Annotated in this window: 15 protein-coding genes and 3 pseudogenes; 5 read left to right on the forward strand and 13 right to left on the reverse strand. The window is 42.3% G+C overall.

The window, feature by feature from the left end; genetic code table 11:
- The 5 genes and pseudogenes from F6K20_RS04450 to F6K20_RS04470 form a co-directional block, all read left to right on the forward strand.
- Positions 1-701 (forward strand): annotated as a pseudogene (locus F6K20_RS04450) (LysR substrate-binding domain-containing protein); the annotation flags it as partial.
- Positions 702-1,212: 511 nt separating this feature from the next.
- Positions 1,213-2,637: a serine/threonine-protein kinase gene (locus F6K20_RS04455; RefSeq protein WP_287248428.1), complete on the forward strand. Its 1,425-nt coding sequence runs from the start codon at positions 1,213-1,215 to the stop codon at positions 2,635-2,637.
- 59 nt (positions 2,638-2,696) lie between these two features.
- A complete protein-coding gene (locus F6K20_RS04460) occupies positions 2,697-4,133 on the forward strand; it encodes an ABC transporter substrate-binding protein (RefSeq protein ID WP_287293893.1) in 1,437 nt (478 codons plus the stop codon).
- Positions 4,134-4,715: 582 nt separating this feature from the next.
- Positions 4,716-6,131 carry an ABC transporter substrate-binding protein gene (locus tag F6K20_RS04465; protein WP_287293895.1) on the forward strand — a complete coding sequence of 472 codons (1,416 nt, stop codon included), beginning with the start codon at positions 4,716-4,718 and terminating at the stop codon, positions 6,129-6,131.
- Between the two features lie 138 nt (positions 6,132-6,269).
- A complete protein-coding gene (locus tag F6K20_RS04470; protein ID WP_287266443.1) occupies positions 6,270-6,545 on the forward strand; it encodes a hypothetical protein in 276 nt (91 codons plus the stop codon).
- 160 nt (positions 6,546-6,705) lie between these two features.
- On the opposite strand, the gene F6K20_RS04475 is transcribed toward F6K20_RS04470, so the two are convergent.
- The 13 genes and pseudogenes from F6K20_RS04475 to F6K20_RS04535 form a co-directional block, all read right to left on the reverse strand.
- Positions 6,706-7,629, reverse strand: coding sequence for a phytanoyl-CoA dioxygenase family protein (locus F6K20_RS04475; protein WP_071106660.1), 924 nt, complete (start codon positions 7,627-7,629; stop codon positions 6,706-6,708).
- Positions 7,630-7,734: 105 nt separating this feature from the next.
- Positions 7,735-8,856, reverse strand: a complete 1,122-nt coding sequence (locus F6K20_RS04480) for a TauD/TfdA family dioxygenase (RefSeq protein WP_287266439.1) — start codon at positions 8,854-8,856, stop codon at positions 7,735-7,737.
- Positions 8,857-8,916: 60 nt separating this feature from the next.
- A complete protein-coding gene (locus F6K20_RS04485) occupies positions 8,917-10,323 on the reverse strand; it encodes a MurL C-terminal domain-containing protein (RefSeq protein ID WP_287293897.1) in 1,407 nt (468 codons plus the stop codon).
- A 57-nt stretch (positions 10,324-10,380) separates the two neighbouring features.
- Positions 10,381-11,442, reverse strand: a complete 1,062-nt coding sequence (locus tag F6K20_RS04490; protein WP_287293898.1) for an alcohol dehydrogenase family protein — start codon at positions 11,440-11,442, stop codon at positions 10,381-10,383.
- Between the two features lie 120 nt (positions 11,443-11,562).
- Positions 11,563-12,417, reverse strand: a complete 855-nt coding sequence (gene nadC / locus F6K20_RS04495; RefSeq protein WP_287293900.1) for a carboxylating nicotinate-nucleotide diphosphorylase — start codon at positions 12,415-12,417, stop codon at positions 11,563-11,565.
- 136 nt (positions 12,418-12,553) lie between these two features.
- Entirely contained in the window at positions 12,554-13,357 is an 804-nt protein-coding gene (locus tag F6K20_RS04500; protein ID WP_287293901.1) for a Rossmann-fold NAD(P)-binding domain-containing protein, read from the reverse strand.
- Between the two features lie 86 nt (positions 13,358-13,443).
- Positions 13,444-13,599 (reverse strand): hypothetical protein, encoded by a 156-nt coding sequence (locus F6K20_RS04505; RefSeq protein ID WP_287266424.1) that lies wholly within the window; start codon positions 13,597-13,599, stop codon positions 13,444-13,446.
- Positions 13,600-13,612: 13 nt separating this feature from the next.
- Entirely contained in the window at positions 13,613-14,356 is a 744-nt protein-coding gene (locus F6K20_RS04510; RefSeq protein ID WP_287266421.1) for an isochorismatase family protein, read from the reverse strand.
- Between the two features lie 56 nt (positions 14,357-14,412).
- Positions 14,413-14,748 (reverse strand): XisI protein, encoded by a 336-nt coding sequence (locus tag F6K20_RS04515; protein ID WP_071106653.1) that lies wholly within the window; start codon positions 14,746-14,748, stop codon positions 14,413-14,415.
- A pseudogene (locus tag F6K20_RS04520) lies at positions 14,736-14,936 on the reverse strand (element excision factor XisH family protein); the annotation flags it as partial. The gene F6K20_RS04515 and the pseudogene F6K20_RS04520, both read right to left, overlap by 13 nt.
- Before the next feature lie 18 nt (positions 14,937-14,954).
- Positions 14,955-15,068: pseudogene (locus F6K20_RS04525) on the reverse strand (element excision factor XisI family protein); the annotation flags it as partial.
- Between the two features lie 4 nt (positions 15,069-15,072).
- A complete protein-coding gene (locus F6K20_RS04530) occupies positions 15,073-15,999 on the reverse strand; it encodes a glycoside hydrolase family protein (RefSeq protein ID WP_287266419.1) in 927 nt (308 codons plus the stop codon).
- Positions 16,000-16,567: 568 nt separating this feature from the next.
- A partial coding sequence (locus F6K20_RS04535; protein ID WP_287293903.1) for a sulfotransferase-like domain-containing protein occupies positions 16,568-17,183 on the reverse strand: 616 nt, incomplete at its 5' end.

Consider the following 17,183-nt stretch of genomic DNA (forward strand, 5'->3'; position numbering starts at 1 on the left):
CTATGGGGAAAAAATTCTGGCTCTATGCCAGGAAACCTGCCGAGCCATTGACGACTTACAAAGTCTCCAAGGTGGTACCTTAATTATTGGTGCATCTCAAACTACCGGAACCTATCTACTACCTCGGATGCTTGGTATGTTCCGACAACACTATCCTGAAGTGACAGTACAATTACAGGTTCACTCCACTCGCCGCACTTCCTGGGGTGTAGCCAATGGACTGGTGGATTTGGCCATTATTGGTGGTGAAGTTCCCCTAGAACTTCAGGAAACCTTGACCATTAGTCCTTATGCTGAAGATGAGCTAGTGCTAATATTGCCTGCATTTCATCCCATGGCTTCTTTGGAGAAGATCGAAAAAGAGGACCTGTATAAGTTACAGTTTATTGCCTTGGACTCCCAATCCACCATCCGTAAGGTAATTGACCAGGTATTAGGTCGCAGTGGCATTGATGCTAAACGGTTTAAGGTGGAGATGGAACTTAACTCCATTGAAGCGATTAAGAATGCAGTACAGTCAGGACTAGGAGCTGCCTTTGTATCGATTACAGCTATTGAAAAAGAATTACAAATGGGGGTGCTACACAGGGCAAAAATAGAGGGAGTAGTGGTTAAACGGGTATTGTCTTTGGTGATTAACCCCAATCGTTACCTTTCCAAAGCAACAGAAGCCTTCTGTAGGCAGATTTTGCCCTTGTTTGGCTCAGTAGCATGGCACGGGCAATCCTTGCCACTATCAGGGATGGTAACTAATCCCAACAATCTAGAAGTGGATAGCCCCCACGCTGAAGCCGGGGGTTGAAAGCGATGCAGCGCGGTCTTGGGGGTTTCCCCCATGAGCGACTGCATCAAGAGAAGGTTGAAAACAAGTGACGGAATTTATCCCGCTGCCCAGGAGAAGATCTGATCAGTAATGCAAAAAATTCCAGGGGCTTCTTCAAAATGGCGTGAGTTTAATAATAGCTAACGACTAAAATAAACACAACAAGCAGTGACTTGCTAGAGCTTGTCAGCTGACGTCCAACCTCTGATACCTGAGCGAAGCGCGAAGCGGTAGCAAGGAATGAACATTAGCATTTGGATATAGATATAGATTTATCTAGAACTAATGTACAAATGCCTAACCCTTGATTGAGGGAGATAAATAGACTCTAGTAGAGTATCAAGTAGATGCCTGGTAGCGCCTTGTCTTTCGTAGTGATCCTCTAAAACATGGAAATTTTCTGCACCCGTCCTGGCTGCCCAAATCCCCATAATTACTTTGATGATCTAGATAACAGAACCACTCTAACCACCACAGAGCAAAGGTATTGTAATAGCTGTGGTATGCCCCTGATTGTAGCAAGTCGCTACATTCCCTCCCAGCTGCTGCGGAAAGGAGGATTTGGAGCCGCATTTCTAGCACGCGATCGCTATACCCCTACCTTGCGTCAATGTGTAGTTAAGCAGTTCCAACCGTCTGGGAGAATTAGCCAGAGGGAACTACAAACTGCCCACAGATTGTTTGAGCGGGAAGCAACGGTTTTAGAGAAATTGGGCAGGCGTCACCCCCAAATCCCCGATTTGTATGCCTACTTTCCGTTGACGGTGCCGAGTCTGAAACCGGGTAAAGAAGACCAGTTTTTCTATCTGGTACAAGAATATATTGATGGACAAAACTTGGAGGAAGAACTCAACACCTTAGGAGCATTTTCTGAAGCCAAAGCCATAGAAGTGTTAACAGAAATTCTCAAAGTCCTCCAATTTGTCCATGACAATGGCTCCATTCATCGCGATATCAAGCCTTCCAATATTATGCGCGATCGCAATGGGCTTCTCTATCTATTAGACTTTGGTGCAGTTAAGCAACAGGTCAACCCAGGATCAACAGCGGCGAGGTCTACTGGTATTTATTCCATCGGATTTGCACCACCGGAGCAAATGACCGGTTCTCAAATTTACCCTTCAACGGATTTGTATGCTCTGGCAGTGACTGTGATGGTTTTGATGACTGGCAGAGAACCCAATGAACTCTACGAACCTGTTACCCATGAATGGAACTGGAGAAGTTATATCCAAATCAGCAATGCACTTGAGAGTATTTTCAATCGACTACTTATGCCAATGCCCCATCAACGCTTTCAGTCTGCTCAGGAGGTTCTTGATGCCATAAATTGTTTAAACATTGCTCAGACAACCCCTCAACGCCATTATGGCTCAGTTCTACCAGTATCCCCACCCTCCCAGCCCCACACCAGGCGACCACAAACCCACTCACCCCTATCCAAACCCGTCAGAGCAAACTTTTCTCTACTTGAGGTACTAGGGGCGGCTGCTTTTACTGGATTTGAGGGAGCTTTATTATTCATTGCTGCAACTGCTTTTGCTAAGCTGGTATCCTCCAACCCACTCGGTATGCTTTTATGGGGAATGAGTTTGGGAGGGCTAATTTATGCTCAATATCGCAGGTTTATTGAAAAAATTGACTTAGTGATTATTGGAGGCATAAGCTTGGGACTTTTGATACTTTTCCCGGTGCTGCGAGTCCAGCAGTCAATCCCGTTAGTTATCATAATATCAGTTCTAGCTGCAGCAGCAGCGATCGCTCTGACGGCACTTTTCCGGCTGGTTTATCAACTGTTATCTCGAATACTATAGCAGGGGCGTTGCTGATTAAAGGAATGATGCAGGGTAACTGACAACGGAACTTATGTCCGATGAAAAACGAAACGAGTGTTCTTTTGCTATCCATGGTGATTACGGTAGCTATGGTGTTGGGAGGGTTATGGTGGCTTCAGAAAAGTCAGATAATCACACTGCCATTTCCGGAGGAAACGGAGGAAGATGAACCTAGGGCTAAGGTAACTCCAAAAACTACAAACATTAAGCCTCAGATAATCATAGCAGAGCACCTTAGTGCCGGAGATAGAACCTTAATCCCAAAAGAGGTAACACCAGCCAAACAGGCAGCAGTCAAAGCATTTGCTTCTGGGAATTATGGGAAAGCGGCTTCCTTACTGGAGGCATCGCTTAAAAGTAAGAAAAACGATCCAGAAGCTTTGATTTACCTCAATAACGCTCGGATCGGTACATCTGAGTCTTATACAATTGCGATCTCAATACCTATTGGTGTCGAGGTAAATGCAGCCAAAGAAATGTTACGGGGTGTTGCCCAAGCCCAACAGGAAATCAATGCTAGGGGTGGCGTTAATAATATACCATTGAAGGTGCTGATTGCTAATGATGACAATGATACCAAGGTTGCTAAAAAAATAGCTAAAGCTTTTGTGGATAATCCAGATGTTTTGGGGGTTATTGGTCATTTTAGCAGTGAGGTCACCCTGGCAGCCGCAGAGGTTTATCAAGAGAATCAGTTGGTGGTGATTTCTCCGACTAGTACCTCAGTAACTATTTCAAGACTGGGTAATTATGTCTTTAGGACTATCCCTAGCGATCGCTTTTTTGGTAGCGCCCTGTCTCGCTACATGCTAAATCAATTAAATCTACGCAAAGCAGCTGTCTTTTTTAATTCCCGGAGCAACTACAGCCAATCTCTTGCTGATGCATTTACCACTGCCCTGTTTGCTGATGGCGGCGAGGTCGTGAGAGAGTTTGACTTTACTAAACCTAACTTTAATGCTGCTGTTGATGTCCAACAGGCGATCGAAACAGGTGCAGAAGTGTTGATCTTAGCCCCCAATTCCGCCACCCTTGACCAAGCGTTACTAGTAGTGCAAGTCAATGATGGACGTTTACCGATGCTAGCAGGGGATAGTCTTTACAAACCCAAGACCTTGCAAATCGGTGGTAAGGATGCGGCTAGTATGGTGTTGGCAGTCCCCTGGCATATTTTGGGCGCTCCAAATTCCCCCTTTCCCCAAGCCGCCACGAAATTATGGGGTTCAGATGTGAACTGGCGCACTGCCTTGACTTACGATGCTACTCAAGCTTTAATTGCAGCCCTTAAACAGCAGCCAAGCCGTTCCGGTGTGCAAAACTCCCTATCCGGATCAGGTTTTCAGCCCCAAGGAGTATCCAGCAAAATTCGGTTTTTACCATCAGGCGATCGCAACCAGGCTGTCCAGCTGGTCAAGATTGAACCAGGTAATCGTTCCAGCTTTGGTTATGACTTTGTGCCGATTCCTAGCAAGTAGAAACGGGGCAACATAGAAATAAGAGCGTTGCCCAATTCTGGAATGATTGAGGGTAATAGGTAATCAGTAATCAGTAATCAGTAATCGGTAATCGGTAATCGGTAACTGACCTAACTCGATTTGAGTACCCAAACCCTATTCAGCAATGGCAACAGTCGAGTTGACTAATAACTAAGGACTCACCCATCAGCATGCATTAGCACTAAGAACTCAGGACTGATCAATATTTTTGCCATTTTGTCACCTGATCAGTGGTGAAATCTTGTACCATAAGTTATTTCCATAAGTTATTTCCATAAGTTATTTCCATAAGTTATTTACTAACCAGGAGTATCCAACAAGGGCTTTTGTTAACTAGTTGTATTTAGTTGTATTTAGTTGTATTCAGTTGTATTCAGTTGTATTCTACAGGGTCACTATTTCAAGCGCCGTTGATGGTTTTTCGTTGACCTTCAACTGTCAACCGTTAAGCATCAACCATTCCACTCATCAATTACCTTGAAAGATTACAAAAAAAATTAATATTAAGCATTATTCCGGGTAATCAACAGGGTTGGCCTGTATAAAAATTAGCAATAGCGTATGTATCAGAACAACGAAACTAAGCTTCTTGGGCTATCATTGATGATCTCCTTAGCTTTGGTATCTGGGTGTCTGTGGTGGTTTAAAGTGACCACATCTCCCTTATCTATGCTGGTATCGAACAATACGTCTTCAGAGAAAACAAGCATACCAAATTACCTTAGTGGGGGAGACCATATTTTATTTTCTGATTCAACAACACTGGAAAAACAGCTAGGAGTAGAAGCGGTTACTGCTGTTAATTACGACGAGGCAGTGGTTAAATTCACTGAATCCTTAGACCTCCACCGTGATGATCCAGAAGCTCTCATCTACCTTAATAACGCTCGTATTGGGGACAAACCCTATTACACCATTGCTGCTGTTGTGTCCATTAGTGATGACTTAAATACTGCCAAAGATATACTTCGGGGTGTGGCTCAAGCCCAACAGGAAATCAATCAAACTGGTGGAATTAAAGGTATTCCTCTCAAAGTACTCATCGCTAATGATGATAATAATCCAGAGGTAGCCAAAAAATTAGCATCAAAGTTGGTTAGTAAGCCAGAGATTTTGGCAGTTGTTGGTAATTTCAACAGCAAGGTGACCCAAGCCACAGCAGATAGCTATGAATCCGGAAAATTAGTAACAATTTCTCCCATTAGCACTTCAGTAAAGCTATCAGGAATTAGCGACTTTGTTTTTCGCAGTGTAGCGAATGATATCCTGGCAGCTAGAGCATTAGCTAAACACATGCTGCAAGACCTAAAACAGCATAATGTTGCTGTTTTATACAATTCTCAAAGTGAGTCTAGTCAGTCTCTTAAGTCAGAGTTTGTAACCGCTGTCTTCTTAGAAGGAGGACGAGTAGTTAGTGAGTTTGACGTGTCTGATAAAAATTTTAGTGCTGCTAAAAGCTTTAAACAAGCTATTAATCGTGGTGCTCAAGCGCTGATGTTAGGTGCTGATTCTAGCACCCTTGATCAGGTACTCAATGTGGTTCAGCTCAATAGCAAACACCGCAATAGTTTGGGTCAACAATTAGTGATTTTGACGGGAAATCAAGTTTACAATACCAAGACATTGACAGTAGCAGGTAAAGATGCTCAAGGGATGGTAGTAGCATTACCCTGGCATCCCCTAGCCAACCCTCGCTCGGAATTTCCCAAAACCGCTGATCAGCTTTGGGGTATTGATGTAAACTGGCGCACAGCTATGGCTTATGATGCTGTGCAAGCCCTAAGTGCGGCGATTAGACGTAATCCTACTCGCACGGGAGTTCAACAGGAACTGTCAGCACCGAACTTTTTTGCTAGAGGTGCTGCTGCTCCGATTCGTTTTTTTCCATCAGGGGATCGCTATCAACCGGTCAACTTGGTGACAATTGAACCAAGTAATAGTTCTAGCTTGGAGTATGAATTTGTGCCAATTCCTTAATCCTGATACTAATTTCATTTATGCCTGCTACCGATGATGATGGAGAGATGGGGAGATGGGGAGATGGGGGGATAGGGAGATAGGGAGATAGGGAGATTATTAATCTGTAGCAATATTTTTGAAAATTGGTAAGCTGATGTGCATTTAAATTGGTTATTTCCCGTTCCCTGTTCCCAGATCCCCTGTGTGGCACAGGCATCTTGGTTTGGTGGAACGGGCATCTTGGTGGAACGAGCATCTTGGTGGAATGGGCATCTTGGTGGAATGGGCATCTTGGTGGAATGGGCATCTTGGTGGAATGGGCATCTTGCCCGTTTCTGCTCTTTTCAGATGGACTGTCCCAACACTGGCTACCGAGAAAATGAGGGCGAGCCTTTTGGTGGTGCGTTACGGGGCGGACTATCGCAAGGCTGACTACGAGGCGAAAAATAAGGGCAAGTCCGCCCCTAACGCACCCTACGCACTACTTCCTAGCTCCCAATGGGAGTATTTTATAACTTGGAAAAATAGGAAAGTCCTTCCCAAGCAACTATCATCAATAGGTAGCGACTTGCTAAATATTTTTCGGAGCTATTCATTTTTCAGGGTCCATCCCATAAGTGATAATTTTATCAAATGTTTTTTTCATGAAAACCTGACTATTCAAGACCGAACTGTAGTTCTTTTCAATAATGCTTGTATCTGGTAGGCGCTCCAGGAAACGATAACGACGGTGTGGAACTCGCTCCAAACAGAATGGCTCGTTTGATCGTGCATTGTAGTGACAAGTTAGAGTTGTTCGGGGTAAATCGGTTTGGTTATATCCTGAGCAATGTATCGTATTCGCATGTATAAATAGTGCATCACCAGGTTCCAGCTCACAGTAGATAATACCTAGTCTGTCTATAATTGTGTCCATCCATTCTGAATCTATACGTAGAGCCCCACCTCCACCATCAAAAACTTTATGATCCAGGCGACCCATTAAGTGGGATTTTTTGATGACCTGAAGACATCCATTTTCTTTAGTATTCTTGTCAATAGCCACCGTGGAAGTTACAAAATCTGGGTATAAACAACCATCGTTATACCAGCCTCCATAGCCCTGATGCCATTCAATCCAGGCTTGGGTATGTGGATTTTTCACTGTTATTTTTGAGTGCCAATGATAACACTCTAATCCTCCTAAAAGTACCTCGACTGCATTTACCATCCGAACTGTACGAGGAATAACACTGAGTAGAGAGTCTCCTAACTCTATCCAAGCTAGTTGTTGATTCAAGTGACCATGGCTATCCACCCATGTTGTACCATGATTATCTACATATTGTGTCCATATTCCACTCAACTCAGAATCGGGTTGCAAAGCCTGCTTTATCGGTGCAACTTCTTCAGGGTCAAAGAAATTAGGGACAATGAGAAATCCTTCATCATGGTATTGTGCAATTTGCTCCTTTGAGAGGGGACGGGTGGTGCAAATCTTTTCCTTGTTTGTTTCCACGTTGCTGTTATTGATCATGTTTTCCTTTCCTCTATAGACTTATGAAAGTGTTTGTTGCTGTAACTGTAAGTAGGACAATAAATTATTGTAATTTACTCCAAATTTATAGTCAACCACCGGTCATTAAATTGATGAATTTTCCATGAGGTACAGGTGTTTAACAATCTCAAAGTTATGCCTGGCGCTGATGTAATCCCAAGCAATAGTAGCCCATCTAAGATGTCTCTGTCCCGAGAGCGGATCGTAAGCTGTTCGTCCGTGAATTATCCTAAAGTTCTGCGCTAGTAAACAGTCTCCAGGTTCAAGGCGGAAGCGGTATTCGTAAATTGGATTTTTTAAGTAACTACAAAAAGCTGAATAGGCTTCATAAAAAGCTTCTAGATCATCGAAAGGTAGATTCCAAGTAGAGGTCTTGCGACTAAAGTAGATTCCACCAACTTTACCCTCCCAGTCTAGTTCTATAATCGGGGTTTTGCGGGAGAAAAAATATCCTCGCATTGGGTCAAAATCCTGAAACTGCAAGGGGGTTTTTGCCAAAATCTGAAAGTAGTCTGGATGATTCTGGTGAAAATCTTTAGCAATACGAAAGCCATCAACAAGTAACGATTCGCCGCCAGAAGCATTGTTATCTACACAATATAAAACCTGTACTAGACGCGGCTCGTGGACGTGGCATCGATCAGTGTGAAGTCGCAACCGATGACCTGTAGGTGATTGACCTAGATCTGTGCTGTTTGGAATTGCCTTTAATTCCGTGAATCGTCCGTATTCTGTTTGGTGAATCGGTCCAATGGATGAGATGAAAGTATCTAAATCGTCAGCAGCGATATTCTTGAGTACGGTAAAACCCAATGGGAAAAGCTGACTCATCCAGATATCTTGACTACAGGAATGAATATCGTACTTTTTGGGTGGGTGAGTATCTAACCAAGCCCGATCCCATAGAATTTTCTGCTCTTCGGGCTGCTGAGGCGAGGGATCGTAAGCACGATTCAGCAACCAGGAAACAGGGAATATACTCCGATGAGGAGGTTCTTCTTTCCAAGTAATCTCGATCGCTCCATCCTTTTCCTCTACAGATAAAGGTTCTGGGGGTGAGGGGTGATCGCTGAGATCGAATAACCCCTGGAAAGAAGTTGGATGCCGACAATCGGGACATAAGCAATTTTGCCGCAACCAGATATAGTGGAAGCGTTTGCCTCCGACTGTTAAAAAGTTCTCTTTTATGATTACATTGCTTGTCATCAAGACCTCCTGATTATTTTTTGTGGCAATGGGGTGTAAGATTTACAACCAGTAAAAAAATTATTTATTCTCTAATTTATGACATTCTTCAATCAATATTTCCATCAGTTTTGGCGGCAGACGCTGATAGGATAAATCCAGTTGGTGGTATTTTTTATACAACTTTTGATATTCGCTCCTATCTAAACGGGCTTTTTTAGAATAGCAGTTAATCGCATCTCCACTAAATCCCCGTTCAACACATTTTTCTAAAGCAAGTTTCGTTTCTTCGATTTCCCCCACACATTCAAAAGCATTATGAGCTTCTAGCCCCATCAACTGTCGATAATAAAGCTGTAAATCGGGGCGATCAAAAAGATTTTCTTTGCCTAAGAGGTGTTGAACCTCATTTGCCTGCTCTGGAGTAACATAAGCCATATAAGATAAATAAACGTAAGCACATTTAGGGCAGGATTTACACCAAGGAGGATTGGTGTTACATGAATAAACTAATTTGAGATCTTCTTCTCTAACTTTTTGAGATAATAACCGATAAACTAAGGGATCTGACATGGGTTTTAGTAAACTAAAAATTGTTAGATTACTAATAAACTCTTGTTGAATATATTCTTCATAAAAAATTTCACATTCAGTGCTTTTACACCAGGCGTGATTAATCACCTGATTATCTACCTTAACCTGTTCGCTGTCAGCACTTTTTTCATTTCCATAACAAAGTTGGGTATATTTCTCCTGAAGGATTATGGGAAGAATACCAAATATACCATAAGCGAGGGGTAAGTCTTCATAGTTTCTAATTTCAGAAACCTCTACACCTTCTACCCCATGAAGTTTAGCTGCTGGAGAATTGAGGAATGACTCGATAATATACTGACGATGAATTTTGGGTGGCGGATTTTGGAGTTTGTAAAGATGTTGTTCGTGCATTTCAAACAACTTTTCAGGATTAGCATGGGTGTGTAGGTTAATACTGAAACTATCAAAAGGAAGACTATTATCGTCCAACAAACGTGCCATTAGTAGACTATCTTTACCACCACCATTACAAAGAAGCAAGGAAGTGCTTTCTGGAACTAGAGTTACCGCTTCTCTTTTCATGGTGGTAACATCTTGATGAATAATTTCGGCTCCTTGATAATCTAAATTACCCGTTTCATACCGCCACTGCCCTAAACATTGTTCAACACTTACTTCCCAGAGTTTTTGGATATTATTTGTCCAATATTTGCCATATTTTCCTAAATCAAGATGAGTCGGTTTTAAACTTAATATTTTTAAACCATGAAATAACAAAATATGGAAATAAATTTTTTCCATGTATTCCTGACTATACTCAGACTCAAGCTGATGAAAGTCAACTGTTGAATACCAGAGAGTAGTTGTAAAAGTTATTTCTTCATATTGATAAAGTAATGTAAGGTTGTGTTTGGAGCGAGTGCAATCTAAAAGTTTTAAAGTGATATTCATTTAATGCTCTAAATTTACTTACCTCTTTTTTATCTTAACTATACAATCAGTTATTTACTAAGGGGTGATAACCACTTTTCCAAAAAAGGTTTTAGTCTGAAAAAATTGCTGAGCCTCCTTAATTGCAGAAAGTTTAAAAACTTTAGCAATCAAAGGTTTTAAAAGACCTTCTTCAAGATATCCAACCAATTGCTGGAACACATCAGGTTCAAGCCGCGTTGCTCCAATCATCTCTAAATCTTTGTAAATCAAATCCCGCAAATCTAGAGTAACCATTGGATTTCCAATTGCACCACAAGAAACATATCTTCCTCTGGGTTGAAGCGCTTTAATCATCAAATTAAAATAATCTCCTCCCACCACATCTAGAGCAACAGTAATTAGATGTTGCTCTAAATTAGAGGCTAATTGCTCATCTCGTCGATAGACATAATCAGCACCTAACTCCTCTGCAAAATGCTCTTTATTCGCGCCAACAATGGCAATAACTTTGGCTCCTCTAATTTTGCTTAATTGAATCAATGCACTCCCTACACCACCGGAAGCCCCCATAATCAATACCGTGTCTGCTGCTGAAATTCTTCCCTTGGTTACCATATTTTCTGCTGTGGAATAAGAACAGGGAAATGTAGCCAATTCAATATCGGAAAGTGGAGACTTAATCGGATAAACATTGGTGGCTGGAATCACTGCATATTCGGCAAATCCCCCATCTAATTCACTGCCAACATATTGATAGTCATCTAACGTTTCATCACGAATCCAACTGTCAACCATAACCCGTTGATGAAGGAGTTGCGGTTCTACATCGGAACCCATTTCCACAACTTTACCAACAATGTCAGCACCTTGAATCCGAGGGAATTCTATACCACTTTGCGCCCAGCAAGAGGAGTGATTCGGGTCATTGTGTTTGGTGTCTCGCAGAATATCTTGAAAATTATCCTCCGCAGCATACCAGCCAGTACGAGTATTTATATCTGTATTATTAACAGAACAAGCTCCCACTTTAATTAACACTTCTCCCTGTTTCGGTACTGGTTTAGGGACTTGGGTATAGACCAGTTTTTCTGGCCCTCCAAATCCGGTAAGAATCACAGCATTCATTAACTCTGTCATGGCTGCTCGCTCAAGTCATCCTCGTCAATAGTACAGTAATAAGCTCGAACTTCCTTCAAAATCTATCCCAGGGTATACTTGCTATACTCTTTGAGATAAACGGCGATACTACTGTTGATCTCAACTCCCCAATCTCATACTCAAATCCAACCAACTAGAGCGAGTAATCGGAGCACTGCTGGAGATGTAATCTACTCCTGTTTCGGCCACTGCACGAATCGTCTTTAAGGTGACATTACCCGATGCCTCAATTTTAATGTTGTTGCGTACGCGAATTAGCTTAACTGCTACCTCCATCTGCTCAACTGGCATATTATCCAACATGATAATATCGGCATTGTGGGCGATCGCCTCTTCTACTTCCGGGAGAGTTGTTGTCTCTACTTCTATGGTCATAGGATAGGGAATAGTCTTACGAATTCGAGCGATCGCTTCCCCAATTCCCCCAGCCGCTTTAATATGATTATCCTTAATCATCACCGCATCATCCAAGCCCATGCGATGGTTAATAGCTCCTCCCACTTGAGTTGCATATTTTTCCAAGAGTCTTAAGCCTGGAGTAGTTTTGCGAGTATCCACCAACTGAGCAGGCAAATCAGCAATTTTTTCGGCATACTGACGGGTTAGGGTAGCAATGCCACTCAGACTCATAGTTAGATTTAAAGCTACTCTCTCTCCCATTAACAAAGCATCAAATGGTCCGTGAAAACGAGCAATGGCTTGGCTTGGCTGACAACTTTCTCCCTCTGCTACTAGGGGGATAAAGCTGACCTTTTCATTTAATAAATAGAACACCCGCGCTGCAATTGTCAGTCCCGCAATTGTACCTGCTTGCTTAGCGATCCATTGTCCGTTTCCAGAACTAACTTCTTGAGCGAACAAAGCTTGGGTGGTGCGATCGCCTCTACCAATATCTTCTTTGAGCCATTGATGCAGTAGAGAGTCTAACACTATTGGGGGAGGTAATATTGCCATAACTCTTAACCAATTTAATTTCCTATGCAGCAATTAGACTACTATTTATACTTCCTAGATCCAGGAGTATTTCCTATCTTATTGCCAAAAAAGGATAAGGAAATACTACTCAGTTAAAAGTTTAGCAAAAAAGCAGTTAAGTTAATGAAGATGGCACTCCCATCTGTCGTTGCCATTTTTCTTGAATTTTATCGTAATTGCTGTAATAGTCGTCTGGCTCGAATCCTGGCATGGGTTCATAGACATCTATTTCCTGCCACAGAGGCTGCAAGGACTCCAGAGATTCTAGAGATTGCTTGACGATTTTTTCTGGCTTGAGCCAATATTTTTTCTCTTCAGCTGTTGCATTGGGTCGCAATTTGTTTTCATTACCTGTGTCTGTAGTACTCACATTGATAAACCGTCCCCTGATTAGTCCTTGCCAGTCTTCTGACTGAGCTAGGTCTTGGATATAGCTCCGTAAGGTATCTTTGGCGTAAGTATAAGAGCGCCAGAAAGGTATCTTATATTTATCCGTAACAGAACCGAAACCACAAAGAGCAAGGGTCGTCTGGCGATTGCATTGATGCTCCTGGTTAACTTTTTCGACAAGTGGCTGGGCTAGGTTGACAAAGGTATGGTAGTTTGATGAAAATATTTCATCATCAATTCCCTTTTCATCCCAGTCTGCCTCGGTGGTTTCTGTCTCGATTTCATATTTGAATTTGCCTACGCCATGGATAAGGATGACATCAGAAACTTCGGAAAGGTCGAGATTAGTGATGGCTTGCTCTGCGGCTTGGCTATCGAGAAGATCGAATTTGCAATGCAGGGCATCCGTTTCCATAGGGGATCTAGAAATGGCTACGCAACTGGTATTTTCTTGCTGTATAAAGTGTTTAACAAAACTATTACCCAGAGCGCCGCTTGCACCTGTGACGATTGTTAGTCGAGATTTCATGATTTTTATTAAAAAGGTAAATTTTACTTGATTTTGAAATTGGGATTGGGCGTTGCTTAATAATGGAATGATTTTAAGAGTGAGGTTTAATGGGCTTTTGCTATGTAATAGGCTTTTGCTATGTAATGGGCATCTTGCTGTGTAATGGGCATCTGGCGTGGAACTGGCATCTTGCCAGTTTCAATATATTTTCCGGCGGGCAGGATGCCCACCCCACTCATATTAATTCCTTGATTCAGCAATGCCTGGAATTGGTCACATCAAAATTGTAGAAGCAATGAACGCTCCACGCTCTGCCATGGTGTATAAACCAACATGATGAGCGATTTCCTGGGGATGAATTGCCGTCTTTGGCAAACCCTGCTGGGCTGCCATCTGTGCCGAGAGGTCGAAGGTGGAACAACCTTCGGTATAGACGGCAATATCTGTTAACGTTGGTACCATATCATGATTGCGTGCTGATAGCATAGTAACCACGAAGTCCATTACACAAATATCTGTGCAGATGCCCACAACTACTAAGGCTTCTAGCTTGTGCTGGTTTATCCAGCGAATTAAACTATTGTTGCCAGTATCTACATCAATGGAACCAATAAAACCATTGATGCAGTCTTTTTTAATTAAGGTGGCGTGGGGATGAGTTTCTAGCCATTCCAGTTCAGGAACCAGCTTTTCTTCCCCAGACCCTTTCTCGCAATGAGGAGGATAGGGAGGTTCTGGTTTCCCTGGTTCGTGGGTATCTAGGAAAGCTAAGACTGGCCAACCTTTGGCTGTGAAAGCTTTGGCTAGGCGATCGCTTTCTGATACCATGGTGGCTATTTGCTGATTTGGTTCTGTTGGAGCCAAAGGACCAAAACCAACAGTGCAAAAGCCATTGACCACATCCACAACGATCAAACCGGTGGCGCGATCGCCAATAGTATAGGGCTGAGGGTCAATGGGTAAGGCCGCTTCAATTGCTGCTAAGGTGGCATCGGGAGTGGTTAAAGCAGTTACCATCAAAACCTCCTGGTTATTTTTGGTATGGACAATTAAAAAAGCTCAGTTATCATTTCTTATCCTACTGCGAAGTCAGTAAATTTCCTGAGGTAAGGGGCATGATAGGCCAGAACAATATCTTGGTGAGGCACACCGCGTTCAACTAAGACGTTGGCAATTCCAACTTCTGTACCATCATTTTGAATCCAAATCTTATTATCTTTAAGGTCAATGTGGATTGTGGCACCATAAATACGGCGACGATTACTCCATCCGGCATGGACAAGCTGGTAGCGGTCTCTTTCGGTATCAAAGATTAATTCCACTTCTACTTCACCATAAGCGGGTTTGTGGCTGCTGTATTCGGTTATAATTTCTTTGACGAGTTGCCGATATTGCTCTAGTTTTGCCATTGAACAATTTCCTCCTTAGTTGGCTCGAATACAATCAGTTTTAGTTGATACTCTTGGGTAATCATTTGAACGAAGCGACGGGCAAAGAAGGTCTCGTGAATTTCAAGAGGAATAGCTAAATACAATAATCTCTCTGGATCTTCGGCTTTGAGGGCAAAGCGATAATTAAGGAATTGTCCCAAAACCGTATGGAATTCAGACTCACTTTATGCAACTGCAAACCCTGTGTGCTTCCTCACTCCGGGTGATTTGAAACCTAACACAATACGCTCTTTGGGAATTCCTGCTTCTAGGAGTTCCCCAGCGATGCCATCCTCTGTCCCATTAATAGCAAAATTTTAGTTCAGCGATCGCAATACCTTCTTCCCCTGCTACTGAATAGAGTAAGTATGTTTTCTCTCCTTCGGTGTAGATAGCTGGATCGTGGAGTTCTCGCACCGGTTCTTCTGCAATACCAACTTCCGAAGAAACAATAGGTAAAGCAACTCCTTCATAATCCATTTCTGGTTCGAGAACTGTAACTGATTCTGAAAAAATCCACTTGTCCCAATCCTTGGTTAAATCCACGTAGCTCATTAAAATACGTTCGGGAGCATCACCATATCTGGAGTAGAATAGGAGCAACCAGTCACCTTTTACCAATACAGCACCGTGTCGTAGATTAGGTATAAAGTCTTGTCCTGGCTCAAACGCCGTCACACCATCTTTCGAGCGCAGTGAAATGCCAGCTATGGGACGATTATTCATCACTGTACCATACCAGTTGTTGGCAATAGCATAGTGGAATTCATTGTGCTGGAAAACTCGAAAATAGTATGGTCCAAGTATCTCTGGCAAAGCAGTAAAATGTAGACCATCTTCAGATTTTGCCAGCATTGTCACCTGATCGTACTTATCTCTCCCCTGATAGTCGCCATGAAAGTACATCCGTATTTCTTTGGCTTCATTGTCAACATGGACATCTGGAGAAGCAATATGATCCAAGCAAGTTGTTTCGTCCAAGTGTAGGGTTCCCTGCTCATATATCTTCCACTCTCCTTCTAGAGAGTCGGCATAAGCAAGACGAATATATTTACCCAAGTGATGAGCAAAATAAAGATAATAGCGTCCTAGGGGATTTTCAATCCACTCAGGAACACGAATCAGGGATGGGCCATTAATATTAGTACCACGATCGCCTTCTAATCCTGGCATTCCCTGCTTAATAATTGGATTTATTGGGAAGCGTACAGCTTTAATTGGGAATTTCATATATCTTTGCAGGGGTTTTCAATGATCATTGGCAGTTATTCCGCAACCACATACAGCGGTTTGCAATTCAATTAGGTACAAAGTTCTGGGTTTTTAGGGAGCAGGGAGCTTCGGAGCAGGGAGCAGGTAAGAGAGAATAGGAAAAAAATTCAGTGTACTTAATAGTTATGCAAAGCGCCGTATAGTAAAAACGGTTGCCATAAACTGTTATAAAACGTTTGTTTGGTATGAGTTTGATATCTAATTTTTGATATCGCCTTCTAATTTTACCATTCCCCAGTTAATCATTGGATTTCTTGGAATATTACAGCTTGAATTGTAAATTTAATATAGCGTTTCTAGGACTCATGAGGTACACAGAATTGTTTGACTATTGGCTCTTGCCTCTTCTCTCTTACCTGCTCCGTTCGCGTAGCGTGGCCTACGGCCTCAGTCCCTGCTCCCTGCTCCCTCCTTAGGTGCGCTTTCCGCATTAAGAATTAAATTCGCCACGGGTCGCACCTCAGAAATTTGTACCTCACAAGTCGTAGAATTGCTATAGTTGCTATAATGTTAATTAATTTCAAGATCAATTTTCAGCAATACGAATTCGATATTCGTAAAGCTTTTCGTAATAAGGCAAACAAAATTCATAAGCATTTTGTAAGTGTTTATTATCTTCTACTGACACATAATTATCTCTTTTTTGTTCCTTAAAGCCAGTACTAAACATGGCGTTAAGTACCCAAGACCCCCCTTCCCAATGGGTAAGTTCAGGGCGGAATTTTGGTTCCCATTCTAGGGCTTCTTTAATAAACGGTATACCCACAGCATCGCAGTAGGCTTTAACGGTTGCTTCGGGCTTTTGTACCAAATCGTCCGAATCAATTACCACTGGAGTTTTACCGTTGAATTCCTTAGCCATTTCAAAGAGTTTGTATAGTTCGGCATAACCCGTTTCTTCTAACGTAAAATCAGGCCATTTATCGTAAAGTGATGGTAGCGTTTTATTGGGATGACGCACCAGAAAAGTATTTTCAAATATAGACAAAAATTCTCGATCAGCTAAGTAGAACGTAAAATGAGACATGTCTTTGATGAAAACTGCTTTGGAATCTGCTTCTTGTCGTAGTTTTTGCCAGATTTTTTGGTGATTATATTCAGGGTTAAGTTCTAGATCTGGATAACGACTGGCACCGCGACGC

The sequence above is a fragment of the Moorena sp. SIO2C4 genome (genome assembly GCF_010672485.1).
GTDB lineage: Bacteria > Cyanobacteriota > Cyanobacteriia > Cyanobacteriales > Coleofasciculaceae > Moorena > Moorena producens.

Excerpts from the sequence above, each read along its gene's own strand:
- F6K20_RS04475 (WP_071106660.1), bottom strand. The coding sequence starts at position 7,629 with ATGATCAATAACAGCAACGTGGAAACAAACAAGGAAAAGATTTGCACC.
- F6K20_RS04490 (WP_287293898.1), bottom strand. The coding sequence starts at position 11,442 with ATGACAGAGTTAATGAATGCTGTGATTCTTACCGGATTTGGAGGGCCA.
- F6K20_RS04530 (WP_287266419.1), bottom strand. The coding sequence starts at position 15,999 with ATGAAATTCCCAATTAAAGCTGTACGCTTCCCAATAAATCCAATTATT.
- F6K20_RS04455 (WP_287248428.1), top strand. The coding sequence starts at position 1,213 with ATGGAAATTTTCTGCACCCGTCCTGGCTGCCCAAATCCCCATAATTAC.
- F6K20_RS04485 (WP_287293897.1), bottom strand. The coding sequence starts at position 10,323 with ATGAATATCACTTTAAAACTTTTAGATTGCACTCGCTCCAAACACAAC.
- F6K20_RS04500 (WP_287293901.1), bottom strand. The coding sequence starts at position 13,357 with ATGAAATCTCGACTAACAATCGTCACAGGTGCAAGCGGCGCTCTGGGT.
- F6K20_RS04515 (WP_071106653.1), bottom strand. The coding sequence starts at position 14,748 with ATGGCAAAACTAGAGCAATATCGGCAACTCGTCAAAGAAATTATAACC.
- F6K20_RS04480 (WP_287266439.1), bottom strand. The coding sequence starts at position 8,856 with ATGACAAGCAATGTAATCATAAAAGAGAACTTTTTAACAGTCGGAGGC.
- F6K20_RS04510 (WP_287266421.1), bottom strand. The coding sequence starts at position 14,356 with ATGGTAACTGCTTTAACCACTCCCGATGCCACCTTAGCAGCAATTGAA.
- nadC (WP_287293900.1), bottom strand. The coding sequence starts at position 12,417 with ATGGCAATATTACCTCCCCCAATAGTGTTAGACTCTCTACTGCATCAA.
- F6K20_RS04465 (WP_287293895.1), top strand. The coding sequence starts at position 4,716 with ATGTATCAGAACAACGAAACTAAGCTTCTTGGGCTATCATTGATGATC.
- F6K20_RS04460 (WP_287293893.1), top strand. The coding sequence starts at position 2,697 with ATGAAAAACGAAACGAGTGTTCTTTTGCTATCCATGGTGATTACGGTA.